15 protein-coding genes are annotated in these 17588 nt (G+C 59.2%); 4 read left to right on the top strand and 11 right to left on the bottom strand.

Annotation, left to right across the window (positions count from 1 at the left end):
- The 10 genes from P8K07_05510 to P8K07_05465 all read right to left on the bottom strand — a co-directional run bounded on the left by P8K07_05510 (position 1) and on the right by P8K07_05465 (position 9292).
- Positions 1-1101, bottom strand: a complete 1101-nt coding sequence (locus tag P8K07_05510) for a hypothetical protein (GenBank protein ID MDG1957981.1) — start codon at positions 1099-1101, stop codon at positions 1-3.
- A 45-nt stretch (positions 1102-1146) separates the two neighbouring features.
- The gene (locus P8K07_05505) at positions 1147-1884 is read right to left on the bottom strand and encodes an SDR family NAD(P)-dependent oxidoreductase (protein MDG1957980.1); all 738 of its coding nucleotides are present in this window, start codon (positions 1882-1884) and stop codon (positions 1147-1149) included.
- Positions 1885-1953: 69 nt separating this feature from the next.
- Positions 1954-3300: an amidohydrolase family protein gene (locus P8K07_05500; protein MDG1957979.1), complete on the bottom strand. Its 1347-nt coding sequence runs from the start codon at positions 3298-3300 to the stop codon at positions 1954-1956.
- A gap of 24 nt (positions 3301-3324) precedes the next feature.
- A complete protein-coding gene (locus P8K07_05495; GenBank protein MDG1957978.1) occupies positions 3325-4326 on the bottom strand; it encodes an amidohydrolase family protein in 1002 nt (333 codons plus the stop codon).
- Between the two features lie 5 nt (positions 4327-4331).
- A complete protein-coding gene (locus tag P8K07_05490; GenBank protein ID MDG1957977.1) occupies positions 4332-5126 on the bottom strand; it encodes an SDR family oxidoreductase in 795 nt (264 codons plus the stop codon).
- Between the two features lie 15 nt (positions 5127-5141).
- Complete coding sequence (gene gloA, locus P8K07_05485) at positions 5142-5681, bottom strand: lactoylglutathione lyase (protein MDG1957976.1); 540 nt, start codon at positions 5679-5681, stop codon at positions 5142-5144.
- 112 nt (positions 5682-5793) lie between these two features.
- Positions 5794-6348 carry a nuclear transport factor 2 family protein gene (locus P8K07_05480; GenBank protein ID MDG1957975.1) on the bottom strand — a complete coding sequence of 185 codons (555 nt, stop codon included), beginning with the start codon at positions 6346-6348 and terminating at the stop codon, positions 5794-5796.
- A gap of 9 nt (positions 6349-6357) precedes the next feature.
- A complete protein-coding gene (locus P8K07_05475) occupies positions 6358-7569 on the bottom strand; it encodes an aromatic ring-hydroxylating dioxygenase subunit alpha (GenBank protein MDG1957974.1) in 1212 nt (403 codons plus the stop codon).
- Positions 7566-8315 (bottom strand): GntR family transcriptional regulator, encoded by a 750-nt coding sequence (locus P8K07_05470; GenBank protein ID MDG1957973.1) that lies wholly within the window; start codon positions 8313-8315, stop codon positions 7566-7568. Before P8K07_05470 ends, P8K07_05475 begins: the two co-directional genes overlap by 4 nt.
- A 197-nt stretch (positions 8316-8512) precedes the next feature.
- Positions 8513-9292, bottom strand: coding sequence for an SDR family oxidoreductase (locus tag P8K07_05465; GenBank protein MDG1957972.1), 780 nt, complete (start codon positions 9290-9292; stop codon positions 8513-8515).
- A gap of 219 nt (positions 9293-9511) precedes the next feature.
- On the opposite strand from P8K07_05465, the gene P8K07_05460 reads away from it, so the two are divergent.
- The 4 genes from P8K07_05460 (at position 9512) to P8K07_05445 (ending at position 15895) form a co-directional block, all read left to right on the top strand.
- A complete protein-coding gene (locus tag P8K07_05460) occupies positions 9512-10972 on the top strand; it encodes an MFS transporter (GenBank protein ID MDG1957971.1) in 1461 nt (486 codons plus the stop codon).
- Between the two features lie 227 nt (positions 10973-11199).
- Positions 11200-12984 carry an FAD-dependent oxidoreductase gene (locus P8K07_05455; protein MDG1957970.1) on the top strand — a complete coding sequence of 595 codons (1785 nt, stop codon included), beginning with the start codon at positions 11200-11202 and terminating at the stop codon, positions 12982-12984.
- On the top strand, positions 12981-14846 hold the full coding sequence (locus P8K07_05450) for a 2-oxoacid:acceptor oxidoreductase subunit alpha (GenBank protein ID MDG1957969.1): 1866 nt from the start codon (positions 12981-12983) through the stop codon (positions 14844-14846). The genes P8K07_05455 and P8K07_05450 overlap by 4 nt, the downstream gene beginning before the upstream one ends.
- Positions 14843-15895, top strand: coding sequence for a 2-oxoacid:ferredoxin oxidoreductase subunit beta (locus P8K07_05445; GenBank protein MDG1957968.1), 1053 nt, complete (start codon positions 14843-14845; stop codon positions 15893-15895). Before P8K07_05450 ends, P8K07_05445 begins: the two co-directional genes overlap by 4 nt.
- 18 nt (positions 15896-15913) lie before the next feature.
- On the opposite strand, the gene P8K07_05440 is transcribed toward P8K07_05445, so the two are convergent.
- Positions 15914-17317 (bottom strand): glycerophosphodiester phosphodiesterase family protein, encoded by a 1404-nt coding sequence (locus P8K07_05440; GenBank protein ID MDG1957967.1) that lies wholly within the window; start codon positions 17315-17317, stop codon positions 15914-15916.
- Between the last annotated feature and the right edge of the window lie 271 nt (positions 17318-17588).

Genomic DNA, 17588 nt, shown 5'->3' with positions numbered 1-17588 from the left:
CTACTCCTGAGCCGCCAGGACAGGACCCGCATTGCCGATGGGTGCCCATGCCAACAGAGATGCGTCACCAGCAAATGTGCTCTTGACCAACTCGATCCCTGCGGCGTCCGCGACCTCCTTGTATTGCATCCATGACATGACGGCAGCGATCGGGGTTCCGACGCCTTCATCGAACTGGATCGGGCCGTAGAGGTTCGCGCTATAAATCAGGTTCTCGTCACCCACTCGCTGGGTTGATTCGTGACGGGCGCCCGCCGGCTCATAGAACCAGACTCCGGGCCCATAACCTTCGGGGGGGCCGGCGCGGTAGCCGATGCGGCCATTGAGCACCATGAAGTCAGACGCTCCGAGATGGTAATGCGGGCCTGCGACGCCATTATGCTGGACGATCAGCGATGTGATTCCGGTTTCCTCGCTCACGCGGAGCACCTTGAGTCCTACATCGGGGACGTTGGGGTCGATGACCCAGGGCACCGCTCGCGTATCGATAAAATGTGGGTGCACGGAGCGCCCGACATCGGCGGCAATGCCCTCGGCCGCAACCACCAGCGGCGTGCCACCGGCCGTGTTCATGGCCAACGGTTGAGCGATTCCCTCATAGGCCGGGGGCCGCTCCTTCATGCATTCCGCCAGGGTATTGGGCACGAGAGTCACGCCGCGCTCGCGTGCGGCTGCAATGATATCGAGACTCGTCAGAACGCCGGCGATGGCTTTGCCGTCTTGCTCAAGAAACGCGACAGGTCCATGGAAATTCGCCAGAAATTCGACATCCTCGACGGCGACCAGGCGGTCGATGCGGGCATTTGCCGGTACGTACCCCCAGGTGCCGGGCTCCAGATCTCCACTCATGGGGCCTTCCGGGTAGGACAAGGTGCCCGAAAGCATCATCATATCCATCGCGCCAAGGTAGACCAATCCTGACAACTCGGTGCCCCGGTTGAGTTTGACGACCACTGTGAAGATACCGGTTTCGACACTGGCGCGGAGAGGTTTGATGGCCATGCCCGGGGCTTGGGTCAAATCGATCCAGGGAAGGGCATTGGTGTCGATCCCACCCTCGATCCCGGTCGGGTTAAATTCTGGATTATAGCCTGCGTTCATCTGTCGGTTCCCCCCTGATTATCTGATCGATCTGAAATAACTGCTTCAACTGCGCGGTAATTGCATCAAGACACTGTGAATCACGCCGCCATCAATCGTGATGTTCTCGCCACTGATGTACCCTGCTTTGTCCGAGGCGAGAAACAGCGCGGCTTCGGCGACATCATCGGCGTGGCCGAGCCGCTTGAGCGGGACGGCGTTCGAGCGCAGCTGGCGTACGGTCGGATTTTCGAAAAACGGGCTTTGCATGCCCGCGTCAATGAATCCGGGTGCGATCGAATTGACCCGGATATTGTGCTCGCCCCATTCCATCGACATTTGTTTGGTCAAGGCGATGACGCCGGTTTTTGCGGTTGCATAGGCACCACAATTGGTCGACGGGTTGATGCCGTTGACCGAGGACATGTTGATGATGCAACCACCGGCCGCTTCTTTCATCCGCCGGGCGGCGACCTGAGACGCGATGAAGACGCTTGTCAGATTCACATCGATGACCCGCCGGAAATCCTCGACTCCATGCTCGAGCAGAGACCCGGTGCGCAAAATACCGGCGTTGTTGATCAGCACATCGGGCGTTTCTCCAAACTTCTCGAATGCTTCTTCCACGGATGTGGCATCGCTTACGTCGGCGACCATGGCGGTGCCGCCGATATCGTGGGCAACTTCCTGTGCTTCTTCGAGGACGAGGTCGAGCACGCCGACCTGATAACCTGCTCGCGCTGCATGTTCTGCGATACATTTGCCGAGGCCGTGGGCGGCTCCGGTCACGATCATGGAAGGCATATGAACTCCTAAGGTTTCTGTTGTTGCCGCGGGGGTCAGTCAGAAGCGATCAAACCTCGCGAAAGCAGACTATTTTTTCTCGTTCTGTACAAACTCATAATTCAGGATTCGGTTGCCATAATGACCGACCCGCCAACCGGGGGGGTCCTTGCGAACGGGCCGGAGGGGCTCCGTAGATTGTGCCACGCCGCCGATATAGACCTGCTTGATTCTTTCAAGCTCGCCGAGGACGGTCACGTCGGCGAGCGGATCTCCGTCCACCACAATCACATCGGCAAGGCGTCCGGCTTCGATCGCTCCGGTCTTGCCTTCGAGGCGCAAGGCAAAGGCATTGTCGCTGGTAGCTGCCTTGATGGTCTCGAGGGGGGTCAAGCCGATGCTCTCGATGAAGACTTCCAGCTCCCGGTAGTGCCAGTCTCCGTAGGGTGTGATCGAAAACCCGCTCTCGGTGCCACAGAGAAGCGGGACACCCGCGTCGAAGGCCCGCTTCAGCATGACGGAACTCGCCGATATCTCCCGTTTGAACAATTCCTGCAAGGAAGGGGACGCGCCGACACCCGCGCCGTATTCCGCGAGGTTGGCCTGAAAGGTGAAGGTGGGCGCGATGGGTGTGCGCGTCGCGACGACCGCTTCGAGGGCTTCTTCGTCCATATGCGTTGCGTGCAGGATCAGGTCAAAGCCGGCCCGGGCCGAGTCCCGGATACTGCTGGCACCCCGGCAATGGCCGACGACGGGCGTGTCGAGTTCGTGAGCTGTGTCCGCGACCAGTTGCAACTCGCTATAGTTCCAAACCTGCAACTCACCTTCACATTGCATCCGTGGTGAGAGGCCGGTGACGTGTACCTTGATCCAGTCGACCCCGATCTTCACTTGTCGCCGGACCTCGGCAACGATTTCGTCGCGACTCGCGACGATTTTTCCGTAACCGCGGCGGCCCTCATCGGGGAGGAGGCGTCCGGCTGTCCCACCGACGGATGTCAGCAAGGCGTTGCCCCCGACCGCCATGCGCGGGCCGTAGATGATCCCCGCTTCGATGGCATCGCGGAGGTCGATGCTGGTCTCGTATAACGAGTCCGGGTCCATGAAACCGGTGACGCCGGCGCGCACCAACTTCTGGACGTTTCGAGCCGCAATAATCGCTGACAGTCCTTCGCGCCGATGGAAAAAGAGCTCGTCATTGGAGCTCGGCTCGTCAAAGCTGATGTGGCAATGGGCATCGATCAGGCCCGGCATGATCGTCATGCCGCCCACATCGATGCGGCGGGTCGATTCCGGCAATTCAATGGTTTCGGCCGCGGTATGGACGCGGCTGATATGGCCGGACTCGATCCGTACGCTGCCGTCGAAAGCCTCGTTGCCGAGGCCATCGATGATACGGCCATTGTCGAGTAGAAAATCGGCTTTGGAATCACTCATCCACGGTTCCTCCCGGATGCCTGCTCATGAGGTGGCTCTTAATAAACGCCGCGCGTTGTCGGCCATTTGCTGTGTTCGGGGCGCATCGAGCTGAATTCTCTGAGGTTGATCCCATCCCGAAAAGTTCGTTCCCAATACGATATGCTCTGCGCCTACGAAACCTTCCAGACGCGGCAACAAACTATCGTCGTGAACATGGTTGTCCAGCCAAAAACGCGAAAGCAGTGCTTCAAACGCCCCGTCGGGGCGCAGGGCGTCAGGGCTCCAGGGCCTGCGCCGGGTCGCGTCCGCCAGTCGCTCTGCGACGACGGCGATCGCGCCGCCGCCGTGGCTGAGGCAGACGTCGAGCTTGGGGTGGCGCGTCATGACGCCGCCCAGGATCAGGGTCGCGATCGTCAATGCTTCCTGTGCTGCGAAACCGAGCATGATTTCCAGTTCGAATCGTTGCAGCCGCGGGTCGCCCGATGGACCATCGATGCCGGACGGGGCGGGGTGGATGAACAAGGGCACATCCAGGTCGCAGAGTGCTGTATAAAAATCGTCGAGTTCGGCACTGTCCAGCGGCAGGGGAAGCTCCGAGCCGATGCAGGCCCCCAACATGCCGAGTTCTTGCACGGCTCGTTTCAGCTCTTCGCACGCCGCATCAGGGCTCTGCATCGGCAGGGCCGCGAGCGCGGCCAGTCGCTGCGGTTGCTTGGCGACGACGGCCGCGAGTTCGTCGTTGTGCTGGCGGCAATAGCTGATCGCGAGGTCGGGCTCGATATGGTGAAAATAGGTCAGCGGGTTCGGAGACAGGATCTGGAATTCGATCTCGGCCTCGGCCATCTTCGCCAGACGGACATCCACGTCCATAAACGCACTTCCGCGATAACGTACTCCCTCGAGACGATATTCTCCGACACGAAACCATGGTTGGTCCGCACCGTCCGAGCCGATTTCCGGCCCATAGCGACCGGCGCTACCCATCGTACCGGGCAGGACCGCGTGCGCGTGAACATCAATAGAGCGAGCTGATTGCATCTTCATCGGGACTACATGGCCGCGCGCACAGCACCACCATCCACGGGTAGCGTCGTCCCGGTGACGTAGGAGGCTCTTGCCGAGGCGAGGAAGGCGACGACATCAGCGAATTCGGCTACTTCGCCCATGCGTTTGCTTGGAATATCGGCAATCAGGGCCTTCTGGATCTCCTCGGGCGCGATGCCCGTCTCTTTTGACCGTGCGCGTAGTAGTTGATCGACGCGACCCGTCCGCGTCCATCCGGGACAAACGTTGTTCACGGTGATGCCATCGCTGGCCACCTCGTTGCTGAGCGTTTTGGCCCAACCGATGACGCCCATGCGGATGCTGTTCGAGAGGACCATCTGGGGCATCGGCTGCTTGACGGAGTAGGACGTGATGTTGATGATCCGTCCCCACCGCTGTGCGCGCATCTGTCCCAAAGCCAAACGGGTCAACCGCACTGTTGACATCATGGTCAGGTCGAAAGCCTGCCGCCATTGTTCATCCGCGACGTCGTCGCAGGACCCGGGAGGAGGGCCGCCCGCGTTGTTGACGAGGATATCGATGTTCAGATCATGATGCTCCAACTGCGTGCCGAGTTGTTCGATATCGTCGGCGAGGCTCAGATCGGTTTCGAAACCGTTGACCCGCACCTCGGGGTTGGCGGATTGGATCTCGGCGGTGGCGGATTGCAGGCGTTCGGCATTCCGCGCACAGATTACGATATGGGCGCCCTCCGCGGCCAGGCGTAGCGCCACGGCTTTGCCGAGGCCATCGCTGGCCGCGGCTACAAGAGCGGTTTTTCCCTGTATTCCCAGGTCCATAATCGATCCCTCCTGTTAAGCGCGGGACGAAGCGTCGGAGGCTTCGGAGCTATGCTCGGCGATAATATCTCGCAAGCCGTGTGGGGAGAGGACTTCGATCCAGTAGCCATCCGGGTCCTGAATAAAGGCCAATCCTTTCATCGAGCCGTCGTTGGGCCGCTTGACGAACGGTACCTGCAGCTTCTCGAATCGCTCGCATATGGCATGGACATCGGGAACGGTAATTCCGATATGGCCGAACCCCTGCGGTTCATCATTGCCATGATGGTAGCCGGCGAAATCTGCGTCGCTCTCGGTTCCCCAATTATGAGTGAGTTCCAACAAGGCGTTCTGACGAAAGAGCCATTCCACGCGGTCCCCCCGGTCGTCCGGGCGCTCGCCTTCGAGTGCTCCCTTGAAGCCGAGAAAGTACAGGGAAAAATTCATTTTCTCGAAGTCGAATCTCTCCAGAAGTTCCATGCCGATCACGTCGCAATAAAAGGGCAGGGAGAGCTTCGGGTCCTTGATCCGCAGCATGGTCTGATTGAGTCGAATGTTGCTTGGTGTGTTTGTCATGAGGTTCCTGTTCTCGCGTTCGTTTTCCAGGTGCGCGCTTCCGCGTCGCGGGTCATGGATCGCGGCATCCGGAAGGCCGCCTTGTTTGTCCGGAAAACAACCCCGGCAGGGTTCATTTGTAAGTCTTGTCGAAGTCTTTCCAGCTTGGGGAGGACTCCGGGAAATCCGCAGGGCGTTTATCCCCGCCAACGGTGAGGCGATCTTCCTGATTGAGCGTATCGACGTACTCGTTGATGGGTACGTAGTAGAAAAAGTGGAGTTCACGCTCACTGAAATACCAGACTCCCGATTCGCGTCGGTACTTGTCCTTGTATTTCATCGCGGCGATGCTCACGACCCCGGCAGGCGTTGTTTCCGCGTGGCTGTAGACGGTTCCTCGGGCCGTGTCGGGATCGTCGTCGAACTCCACGATCAAGTCATGCGTCCAATGGTAGCCGGGGCCGCGCGTTTTCAGCACCTCGATGAACATCGTGGTGATCGCTTCCCGGCCCGTGGAATGGAGGAAGCTGCTCGGAGATTTGAAGACGGCATCCTCAGTGAAGAGATTCTGTAATTTGGAGATATCGTGCTCGTCGCAGGCCACAGCATAGTTCGTGGCCAATTCCTCGATGGCTGTTCTTGTTTCGAGCCGATCAACCCGAGCCTCCAGTTTTTCAATTGCTGTCATCGATTCATCCTATGTCTTTTGTTGGTTGCCGGTCTCTTGCATGAAGCGCGCCACCCATTGGTGGTAGTGCTGCACGCCGGGTTCGTTTCTGCCGATAAGAAAATGGCTATTGGCGCCAGCGGGCAATGCGCGCTGGATGCTGTCGACGACGACGTAATCCTCATCTTGCACGGCCTGCAGCGTCATCGCTGAGAATTCCTTGGCCGCCAATTCCTCGGCATCCGAATCGGGCTTGCGGGAGCAGAGCAGGGTTTGCCTGGTTGTCGTCGAGAAAGGCGTGTCGCCCGGGAAAACCTGACTGACGAGGCAATGGCCCCCGACGATTCCGGAAATCGATAAATTGGGAAACGCGGAATGAATGATGCGGATATACTGATTGCCATCCCAATCAGGATCTTCCATCTGATCCAGCTCGTTGAGGTTTTTTCGGCCAAAGGTCAACCGCTGGTGAGGGCCGTAGGTATCGTGAACGAGGAGATTACCGACCGTGTGTTTTCCGACGGTTTTTCCGTGCACGGTGTCGTGGTGATACACCTCGAGATAGCCATCGATGGTAGCTTTCCAGCCCGGGCCGGGCAGGTCACGTTGCTTGTATAAATACCAGTTGCCGAGATCGAGTGAGTCCAGCTTCTCTGCGAAATCGCCAAGCCAGTCATCGACATTGAACGTCGCGAGCGGATCCAGCGCGACCCAGATCACCCCGGACTTTTCGGCAGACGGCAGTTCGGTCAGTCCCAATGTCGATTTGTCCACTTCGCCAAAAGTATCTGCGGCATTGAGGTAGACGAGTTCACCATCGGCCGCATACGTCCAGGAGTGATACGGGCAGGCGAAGCGAGACTTTTTGCCGGCGCCTTCGGCACAGACGGTGGCCCCACGGTGTCGGCAGACATTCAGAAACGCACGGGCCTTGCCGTGCTTGTCCCGCGTCAGCAGGACCGGTTTCCTGCACACGGTCTTGGCCAGGTAGGTGCCGGGTTCCGGAAGCTCGATCGAAAGTGCGAGTCCCAACGGCAATTTCGTGAAAACTCTTTCGAACTCTCGCTTGAATCGCTCTTCGTCGAGATAGGCTCCTACCGGAAGTTGCAGCGGGGATCCGGCCTGATCGGTTGTCTTGTTTTTGAAATGGTGGTGGGCGCGCTTGGCGAGACCGCGCAGTTCCTCAGCGCCTTCGAGGTCTTGCCCGGCGTTTTGTTCGTCTGTCGGAATTGATGGTGTCATGAAAAGTCACTCCCGGCCTTCAATTGCAGTAGATTTCCCCGATTCTCCTGTGGTGGTGCCAGCTCGGAAAATGCCGGGATATTTTCAATCACGGATTCGCTCTGTTCCAGAGTATGTTTGCGCATTGCCTCATAGGCGGCATCAGCGTCATTGGCTCGAATCGCGGCGAGGATGATTTCGTGGTCGTCCTGGTTGCGCTGCAGGCCGCCTTCCAGCGACACCTGAAAGCGTCGGTAGGGCACCAGCCTGGCGGCGAGCTCGGAGGTGATCTTCACCAGAGTCGTGTTTTTGCTTCCCTCCAGAATCAGGGAATGGAAAGCGCGACCCAAGGCGGCGTAATTGTCGATTTCTCCAACGAGCAGCTTTTCGGCGGCCAGCGAGTGGATTTTCGATAATTCAAAACGCTCGGCGCGACTCATGCGCGATGTCGCGAACCTGGCGGAGAGGCCCTCGAGTTCGGCCAGAGTTTCAAACAGTCCGAAGAAGTCGTCGACATTGAATTCGGCGACAATGGCTCTCTTGCGGGCCTCTTTTTTAATCAGACCCGCCTGAACCAACAGGAAGATGGCTTCGCGAACCGGGGTCCGGGACACACCAAATTGTTTGGAGGTCTCGGTTTCATCGATGACGCTGCCGGGGCTGAGTCGCCCGGTCAGAATATCGGATTCCAGACCGATCCGAACAGTTTCGGCCTGAGTCAGATGGCCGCCCTGATGACGGGCGCTGCGGGAGGGTTCTGTGCTCATGGATTCTCATTTCCCGGTGCTGCGGGCTCGATCCGGCCGGGACTTCGGGTCGCCCATGTATACAGCGGGGCATTGTTGTATACAAGAAAAACCGCTGATTCACGCACGGAAATCTTTTATCGCTCCGGGGGGCGGAATCCGACCAATTGCTCCCCGGCAGCGCTCCGGCCGAGGTGTCGCGGGATGCAGGCCCGTCTTCAGAGACTGTTGAACCCGGCAATGAAATGGCCGGCAGTCGCTCCGTTGTCGACCGGTAACTCGGCCCCGGTGATGTGGGTGGCGGCGTCCGAGGCCAGAAAGACGACGGCATCCGCGATCGCCTCGGCGGGGGCTCCTCCGGGAATGGCGCGGTCGTTCTGGAAGGCTACCGTGTCGTCGAGAAATGGCAGGATCTTCTCCATCCAGGGCTCGTACATCTGGGGGTTGCCGCCGCCGCTGGCGATATAATTGACGCGAATCCCGTCGCGCCCGAATTCGAGGGCGGCGGCTTTGGTGAGACCCCGCAAGCCGAATTTGGAGGTGACGTAGGCGCTCAGCCCATTGGTGCCGAACATCCCGTCAATCGAGCCAATATTGATCACCGCGCCCTTGCCCTGCGCCGCCATCGGGACGTAGGCCGCCTGGGTACCGAGAAAAGGTCCGGTCGTATTTACATCGAGGACGCGCCGAAAAGTTGCCGCCGACGTGTTGCTGATCCGACCAATGTCGAGGACGGCCGCATTGTTCACCAGGATGTCGAGTCGGCCTTTGTCGCGGACAACCGTCTCGACCAGTTGGTTCCATTGGGTCTCATCGGTGACGTCGAGGTGGGCGAAGCTCGCGTTCGGGCCGATCTCGGCGGCGATCCTTGCGCCCTCGTCATCCCGGACGTCGGCGAGGATCACTTGGGCACCTGCCTTTGCTATCCGGTGCGCGATCGCGGCGCCGACACCGCGGGCCGCTCCGGTTATGATTGCTACTTTATCGCTGAGTTCCATGGGTCCATAGGTGTCGCGCACGTGCGGGGAACGCAAGCGAAGGGCACAGCGTCGCGTGGGCGGGATGAGCGTTGCCGCGGTCTGTGTCTTTCACCGTCGAGAGGGCGGTGTTGCTCGGCCCCTCCCCAAGCGATGCGTCGCGTGCCATAGTAGGCAACGTTCGAACGCAGGCTTATGTCCGATTCCTTCAAGAAAACAACCGAGGCGACACCAACCAAAATGCAGAAGGCCACCGGCGCCACGATGTTCTACTACGGCTCGGGTGCGGTTGCGGTCGGCATCAAAAACATTCTTTTCGCTTCGTTTGTCCTGCTTTACTACAATCAGGTTCTGGGAATGGATCCGTTCCTGGCCAGTTCGGCACTCGCTCTTGCATTGGTCCTCGACGCGGTCTCGGACCCGCTGATCGGCGCCTGGTCGGATCGGGTGAAGTCCCGGCTCGGCCGCCGGCATCCGTTCATGTATGCCAGCATCCTCCCCTTTTCGTGCTCGATCTATTTCATTCTGCAACCGCCGGTTTGGGTCGCGTCGGACGATCTCTTTCTCTATCTGCTCCTGATGTCGATGGCGGTGCGGCTCTCGATGACGTTCTACGAAGTGCCGAGGCAAGCTCTGGGCCCGGAATTGACCAAAGACTACGAGCAGCGGACAGCATTGGTGGGAGTGGCTACGGCGTTCGCGTGGCTGGGGGGCGCCGGGATGGTCGCCTGCATCTACGCGTTCTTCTTTCCCGAGACCGGTGTCTACACCGGCTCGAAGGCGCTTCTCAATCCGGAAGGTTATGAGTCGATGGCGCTGGCGGCAGCCGTAGCTGTCTTCATTTCCTGCGTGTTCTCGACCGTCGGCCTGCAGGGAAAAATCGACCACCTCTACGTGCCCCCCGAAACCGGGAGGCTCCGCTTCGGAGATTTTCTTCGTGAGGCTCGGGAAACCCTCGCCAATCGATCATGGGTGGTGATCTTTCTCGCGGGGTTGGTGTTCGCACTCTTCATCGGTCTCCAGTCGGGGACCGATCAGTATTATAATATCTACTTCTGGCAGTGGGTTCCGGCGCAGTTGACGCCCATTCCGATCGTGCAGGGGCTCGCCGTGATTGCGGCGGCTCTTTTGACATCACGTTTGGCGGTGGGGCGCGACAAGAAGCGCCTTGCGGTCGGGCTCTTCTCGACAACGGTCGTTTTGGGCCCGCTCCCTCTGGCGCTGCGCCTTCTCAGTGAAGCCACCGGCACGCTTTTCTTTCCTCCGAACGGTACCGATCTCCTCTGGTGGATTTTGCTGGCTCACGTGAGCTTGATGGGCGCACTGTCGGTTGGGGGCTTCATTCTGATCGGCTCGATGGTGGCCGACATCGTGGAGCAAAGCCAGGAAGTCACGGGGCGCCGCAGCGAAGGGCTGCTGTCGGCCGGGCCGGCGCTGGTTCAAAAGACCATGAGTGCAGGCGGAGTCTGGATTACCGGGATCCTCTTGTCGGTTTTCGGTTTCGATGCTGTCGAGCCCACAGTGGAATCGATGCGCGAACCCATGCACCGTCTGGCCGTCTTCCACCTGATCCTTGGGGTGTCGTTGCCCGCGATCTCGACCTATCTGGTTTCGAAGTACACGATTACGCGAGAGTCTCATCTCGAGCGTCTCGAGACATTGGGTTACGCCGATCCGCCTCCCGAAACCTCCGATGATTGATTCGCGCAGCCCCCTGCGGTGCATATCGTCACGCAAGGGTTGCTGATTCGGCGGCATGGCCTTCCGGCCCTCGGCAAGGTTGGCTTATCTTGCGCATAAGCATCCTTTACGGAAAAGAATCAGAACTGCTCGCTGCGGGTAATGAAAAACCCGGTTGACTATGACAGTATGATTTTGGTCGGCCCGGATGGGTCGTCCATGGCCCTGAATCCGAGCGAGCGGTAACCGTGAAAGCAACTGATACGAAGAACCCGGAGTACTTCCACAAGGTAGTGGATTGCCAATACGCCTGCCCGGCTCATACGCCGGTGCCCGAATATATTCGACTCATTGCTGAGGGCCGCTACAGCGACGCTTATATGGTGAATTGGGAGTCGAATGTATTTCCCGGGATATTGGGTCGGACCTGCGATCGCCCCTGCGAACCAGCGTGCCGGCGTGGTCGGATCGAAGAAGAGCCCGTCGCCATTTGCCGGCTCAAACGTGTCGCTGCCGACAACAAGGATGCGGCAACGGTCGAAAGCCGACTCCCGGTGATCCCGGAAAAGAAAAATGGGAAGCGCATCGCCCTGATCGGCGCCGGGCCTGCTTCCCTGACGGTGGCGCGTGATCTGGCGCCGCTCGGCTATATTATCGATATCTTCGATAACCAATTCGCCGGTGGCGGGATGATGCGCAGTCAGATCCCTGCTTTTAGATTGCCGGTGGGGGTTCTGGACGAGGAAGTGAATTATATCCTCGATCGTGGGGTCAACGCGACATTCGATGTCGAAGTGGAGAGCCTCAAGTCAATTCTTGACCAAGACTACGATGCGGTATTCGTCGGCACGGGTGCTCCGCGCGGCAAGGGACTGGAACTACCGGGCCTCGAGGACGTGACCGCGAATGTTCATCTCGGTATCGACTGGTTGTCGTCGGTTGCCTTTGAGCACACTCACGAGATTGGCAAGCGAGTGTTGGTACTGGGCGGTGGGAACACTGCAATGGATTGCTGCCGGACGTCCAAGCGACTCGGCGGCGACGATGTGCGTGTGGTCGTGCGCTCGCCCTATGCGGATATGAAGGCGTCACCTTGGGAAAAGGAAGATGCTCAGCATGAGGGGATCCCGATTTTCGACAATCACGTCCCCAAGGATTTCGTGGTGGAAGAGGGCCGTCTGAAGGGCATGCATTTCGAGAAGGTCCGCGCCGAATACGACGCCGACGGCAGACGCCGTCTGATTCCCACCGATGAGGACCTGGTGTTCATGGAAGCCGATGCGGTGCTGATGGCCATTGGTCAGGAAAACTCGTTCCCCTGGATCGAGCGAGATATCGGCATCGAGTTTGGCAAATGGGATATGCCGGTCGTGGACAAGGTCACCTTCCAGTCGACTAATGAAAAAGTCTTCTTCGGCGGCGATGCGGCATTCGGCCCGGAAAATGTGATCACCGCGGTGGCCCATGGGCATCAGGCTGCCGTCAGCATCGACCTTTTCCTCAATGGCAAGAGCGTCACCGATCGGTTGCACCCGATGGTGAACCTGGTCAGCCAAAAAATGGGCGTCCACGAGTGGAGCTACGATAACGGCATCGCAGACGACGATCGCTATGTGGTGCCGATGGCGCCGCTTGCGGAAACCCTCGCTGATCGCAAGATGGAGGTGGAACTCGGCTTCGATCAGGCGACGGGTTATCAGGAAACCCAGCGCTGCTTGAACTGCGATGTGCAGACGGTCTTCGATACGCCTCTCTGTATCGAATGCGATGCCTGTGTGGATGTCTGTCCTACGGATTGTATTACCTTCACCGGAGACGGTGAGGAAGACGACCTCCGCACCCGCCTGTCGGCGCCGGCGGCCAATGCAACGCAGGATCTATACGTATCCGAGCTGCTGCCGACGGCTCGGATCATGGTGAAGGACGAGGACGTCTGTCTGCACTGTGGGCTATGCGCGGAGCGCTGCCCCACGGCGGCGTGGGATATGCAGAAATTCCTCTACCAGGTGAGCAAGGCAGGACAGCCGGCATGAAGCCCCTTGCTTCGGTGAATGACCTCGTCATCAAATTCGCCAATGTGAACGGAACAGGTTCTGCCAGCGCCAACAATATGTTTGCCAAGGCTCTGTTCCGCATGGGTCTGCCGGTAGCTCCGAAGAATATCTTTCCATCCAATATTCAGGGTCTGCCTACCTGGTACGAAGTCCGGGTGTCGGAGAAGGGCTATCTGGGTCGGCGGGGCGGCGTGGATATCGCGCTTTCCGTGAATCCGCAGAGCATGGCGCAGGACATCCAGGAGGTCGAGCCGGGTGGCTACTTCGTGTACGACAACACGAAGCCACTGGATCTCCGCCTGCTGCGCGATGATGTCTCGATTATCGGTATTCCTCTGACGCGGATCTGCAACGAGGAGTATAAAGACCCTCGCCAGCGCCAGCTGTTCAAAAACGTCATCTATGTCGGTGCGCTCGCGGCGCTGCTGGATATGGACTTCGAGGTGCTCACCGGTCTGGTCGAGGATCAGTTCAAGGGAAAAGACAGGCTGATCCAGCCGAATATTCACGCACTGGAATTGGGTCATGATTGGGCGCGTAACCATCTCGAGTGCCCTCTGGGTGTCCGCGTTGAAGCCCGCGAAGGGCCCCGGGATTCCATTCTTCTCGATGGGAATACGGCGCTGGGCCTGGGCGCTATTTATGGTGGCGCTACGGTGGCCGCGTGGTACCCGATCACACCGTCGACGTCGGTCGTCGATGCCTTCGAGAAATATTGCAAGCGTCTGCGCGTCGATCCGGAAACCGGCCGTCGCAACTACGCCATTGTTCAGGCAGAGGATGAACTTGCCGCTATCGGTATGGTGATCGGCGCCAGTTGGAACGGCGCCCGCGCGTTCACCGCGACCTCCGGTCCCGGAATTTCATTGATGAGCGAATTTCTGGGGCTTGCCTACTTCGCGGAGATTCCCACGGTGCTTTTCAACGTGCAACGTGCCGGGCCGTCCACGGGCATGCCGACGCGGACCCAACAGTCGGATGTCCTGTCCTGTGCTTATGCTTCCCATGGCGATACCAAGCAGGTCCTGCTCTTTCCGTCGACGCCGCGCGAATGCTTTGACCTCGGGGCGAAATCGCTCGATCTTGCGGAGCGCTTGCAGACGCCGATTATTCTGATGACGGATCTCGATCTCGGCATGAACGATCATATCTCGAGTCCTCTGGAATGGGATGATGCCCGCGAGTTTGACCGGGGCAAGGTGATGACGGCCGAGGAGCTCGAAGCGGGCAAGGAGTTCGGCCGGTACCTCGACGTCGACGGCGACGGGATCTGCTATCGGACCTACCCCGGGACGCACGCGACGCGAGGGTCCTTCTTTACCCGGGGTACCTCTCGCGACGAGTTCGCCATCTACACGGAAAAGGGCGAGGAGTACGAGAAGAATATGCTTCGCCTGATGCGCAAATGGGATACGATTCCCGAGCATCTTCCGGCTCCGGAGATTATCGAATCCGATCAGGATACCGACGCGGCCGTGCTCTATTACGGCACCAGCGAGGCTTCCTCCCGCGAGGCCCTCGACTATCTCGCAGATGACGGCATTTACCTGGATGCCATGCGGGTGCGCGCGTTCCCGTTCAGTCATATTGTGCGCGAGTTCATCGAAAAGCACGAGCGAGTGTATGTGATCGAGCAAAATCGGGATGCACAATTGCGGACATTGCTGATGACCGAGCTCGGACTGGCCCCCGATCAACTCAAGCCGGTTCTGAGCTTTGATGGAAACCCGATCAGTGCTCGCAATATCCGCAAGCAAATCAGGAGATACCAGGAGGGCGGGGATATTACGCCTTTTCATCGTGAGAACATCGCTATCCGTGGCGCCGGAGATTCCGCATGAGTTACCTGACACCTACGTTTCGTCACCCAGACCTGCCGGTCAATAATCTTGGGTACACCAAGGCGGACTACGAGGGCGCCCTCTCGACCTTATGCGCTGGTTGTGGGCACGATTCGATTTCCGGTTCGATCGTGCGTGCGGCGCACGAGCTGTCGATTGAACCGCACAAGATTGCGAAGCTCTCGGGGATTGGATGCTCGTCGAAAACTCCGACCTACTTTCTCGGGAATTCGCACGGGTTCAACTCGGTCCACGGACGGATGCCGTCGGTGGTGACCGGGGCGGCGTTGGCCAATCGCGATCTCCTTTATATGGGTGTTTCCGGGGATGGCGATACAGCTTCCATCGGAATGGGCCAGTTCGCGCATATCGCTCGGCGCAACCTGAACATGGTCTATATCGTGATGAATAACGGCTGCTACGGACTCACGAAGGGGCAGGATTCGGCGACGGCCGATGAGGGGTCGGCGAGCAAGAAAGGCGACCCGAATCCGTTTAATTCGATCGACCTCTGCGCCACGGCTTTGCAGATGGGTGCCACTCTGGTCGCGCGCAGCTTCTCGGGTGACAAGGACCAACTGGTGCCGCTGATCAAGGCGGCCATCAGCCATCGGGGCTTCGCCTTTATCGATGTCGTGTCTCCGTGCGTGACGTTCAACAATAATCCGGCTTCGACCAAGAGCTACGAGTTCGTTCGTGACCATGCCGAGGCGACGGGTACGATTGATTTTGTCCCCATGGGCAAAGAGATCACGGCGGAGTACGCGGCGGGTTCCAGCCACGAGGTGACGCTACATGATGGCTCCTCGCTTCAGTTGCATAAGTTGGCAGAGACCCATGATCCGCTGAATCGCCGGTCGGCGATCAACACGATCGAGGATTACCGGGAGTCCGGAAATATTTTGACCGGTCTGATCTATATGGATGAATCCTCCAGAGACCTTCACGATACTTTGGAGACCTCCGAGCGCGCGCTCAACCAGCTGGGCGAAGCCGACCTCTGCCCGGGAAACGAGCAACTCCGGAAAATCAACGCTTCCTTGCGTTGACGTCTCGCCATGCGGGTCTCAGGTGGCGGCTTGCTCGCAACGGCGTTCGCCGGGCGGTTGTTGCAGCAGGGATTCCAGGAGTAATGGCCGATCGGTCATGATGCCATCCACTCCGAGCTCGATCAGCCACAGCATGTCTTCGCACGCATTGATGGTCCACACCTGAACGGGCATGTTGACGGCGTGGGCTGCGGCTACGAGTTCCGGCGTAACGATGGGCAGGGAGTCGTCGCCGGGGATCTCGTCACCGATCTGATTGGCGTCGGGGGGGATCTGGGCGGCGATATGTTGCGGCACCTCCGGGAGGACGCCAGTGCCGAGAAAGACCGCGAAAATATCCAAGCCGACGCCCAGGGGCAGGGACGTATAGATACAAGGAGCTACGGCCTTGAACTTCGCACTCACTTCGTCATCGAAGGTGGCGACGATCAGGTCGGTGCGCCGCCCGAAGCTCAGCAACAGGTCGGCCATCTGTTGCTCGTAGGCACCCTCGCCATCGTCTTCCTTCAGTTCCACATTGATCCGGTGATCGGCAAAGCGGGAGAGGGCTTCCGGCAGCGTCGGGATGCGAAAGTCTGTGGCGCTGTAGCCCGGTGGCGGTGCCTTTTCGCCCGTGGCGATCCCGCGGAAAATATAGTCGTCGGGATCCCGGTCCCGTCGGGTGCCTTCGCCGGGGATAAACCAATAGGCGGCGTCGAGCGCCTGCACCTCGGCAAGCGTCATGTCGACGATCGCCCCGTCTCCGTTGGTCGTTCGCCCGACGCCCGCGGCATCATGCAGGACAACCAAATGGTTGTCGCTTGTCTGAAAGACATCCATCTCGAGCACATCGGCTCCGGCAAGTGCAGCCTCTGTGTAGGCGTAGAGTGTGTTTTCGGGGAAGTCCGTCACGCCGCCGCGGTGAGCGAAGTTCAGCGGATCGCCGCCGTTGACCAGCCATGGATTGGGGAGCTTGTCGAAGGCTGCATCGCATCTGCTGTCGTCGTTGCCGATAGTCGCCCGGGCCGATTCCGCGGTGGGTGTGGCATTCTTGCTGGTCTCGAAGGAGAGGAGAAAGCTCTCGTTCGGTTCTTCCTCGGTATCACCGATCAACTCGACCTCGATGGAGCCGTCCAACGCGCCCGGAGGGATGATCAATTCGCCGGAGGTGTCGAGGTAGTCCTCGCCGGGTATTGCCGTGATCGCACTCGTGGCGTAGCGCACGGTGACCGCTCGGGGTTGGGGTTCGGTCAGAGTGACTCGAAATCGTAAAATAGAGGCCTCATCCGGCCCGCCTTCGGGCCGCGCCATGGGATTGACGGTGAGCGAGGAGGGCTGGAAGCTCTCCCCGTTGTCGGCGGAACTCCCCGAGCAAGCCTGCAATATACCCAGCGAGAAGATCAGAGCCGTTATAACTGGCAACCTCTTTTTTCGATGCATCATGCTTTGTCTCCCTCGCTCACCAATCAGAATCGCTGCTGGTGGCCACTCTAGCGTGCGCATCTTGAACTACGCCAGGCAAGGCTCAGCCTCAAGCCCGACGACCCTTGTCAGGATCCAAAACATACCATCGGTCGGTGTGAGTCGCCGCGGACGGCAAGAGCGTGCACGCACAAACGCCGCGCCCAGCCCGCTTCATGAGCAGGCCGCACGCGGCGTTTGGAGACATCGATTTGTGTTCGTCGTCGTTTTTCAAACAGCCCGCAGGTGCGGG

It is taken from the genome of Candidatus Binatia bacterium, assembly GCA_029248525.1.
Classification (GTDB): Bacteria; Desulfobacterota; Binatia; order UBA12015; family UBA12015; genus UBA12015.
This window is presented reverse-complemented; position numbering and strand designations above follow the sequence as displayed.

What these genes read in the sequence shown, in the direction of transcription:
- P8K07_05510 (MDG1957981.1), bottom strand. Translation starts at nt 1,101, where the DNA reads ATGAACGCAGGCTATAATCCAGAATTTAACCCGACCGGGATCGAGGGT.
- P8K07_05505 (MDG1957980.1), bottom strand. Translation starts at nt 1,884, where the DNA reads ATGCCTTCCATGATCGTGACCGGAGCCGCCCACGGCCTCGGCAAATGT.
- P8K07_05500 (MDG1957979.1), bottom strand. Translation starts at nt 3,300, where the DNA reads ATGAGTGATTCCAAAGCCGATTTTCTACTCGACAATGGCCGTATCATC.
- P8K07_05495 (MDG1957978.1), bottom strand. Translation starts at nt 4,326, where the DNA reads ATGAAGATGCAATCAGCTCGCTCTATTGATGTTCACGCGCACGCGGTC.
- P8K07_05490 (MDG1957977.1), bottom strand. Translation starts at nt 5,126, where the DNA reads ATGGACCTGGGAATACAGGGAAAAACCGCTCTTGTAGCCGCGGCCAGC.
- gloA (MDG1957976.1), bottom strand. Translation starts at nt 5,681, where the DNA reads ATGACAAACACACCAAGCAACATTCGACTCAATCAGACCATGCTGCGG.
- P8K07_05480 (MDG1957975.1), bottom strand. Translation starts at nt 6,348, where the DNA reads ATGACAGCAATTGAAAAACTGGAGGCTCGGGTTGATCGGCTCGAAACA.
- P8K07_05475 (MDG1957974.1), bottom strand. Translation starts at nt 7,569, where the DNA reads ATGACACCATCAATTCCGACAGACGAACAAAACGCCGGGCAAGACCTC.
- P8K07_05470 (MDG1957973.1), bottom strand. Translation starts at nt 8,315, where the DNA reads ATGAGCACAGAACCCTCCCGCAGCGCCCGTCATCAGGGCGGCCATCTG.
- P8K07_05465 (MDG1957972.1), bottom strand. Translation starts at nt 9,292, where the DNA reads ATGGAACTCAGCGATAAAGTAGCAATCATAACCGGAGCGGCCCGCGGT.
- P8K07_05460 (MDG1957971.1), top strand. Translation starts at nt 9,512, where the DNA reads ATGCAGAAGGCCACCGGCGCCACGATGTTCTACTACGGCTCGGGTGCG.
- P8K07_05450 (MDG1957969.1), top strand. Translation starts at nt 12,981, where the DNA reads ATGAAGCCCCTTGCTTCGGTGAATGACCTCGTCATCAAATTCGCCAAT.
- P8K07_05445 (MDG1957968.1), top strand. Translation starts at nt 14,843, where the DNA reads ATGAGTTACCTGACACCTACGTTTCGTCACCCAGACCTGCCGGTCAAT.
- P8K07_05440 (MDG1957967.1), bottom strand. Translation starts at nt 17,317, where the DNA reads ATGATGCATCGAAAAAAGAGGTTGCCAGTTATAACGGCTCTGATCTTC.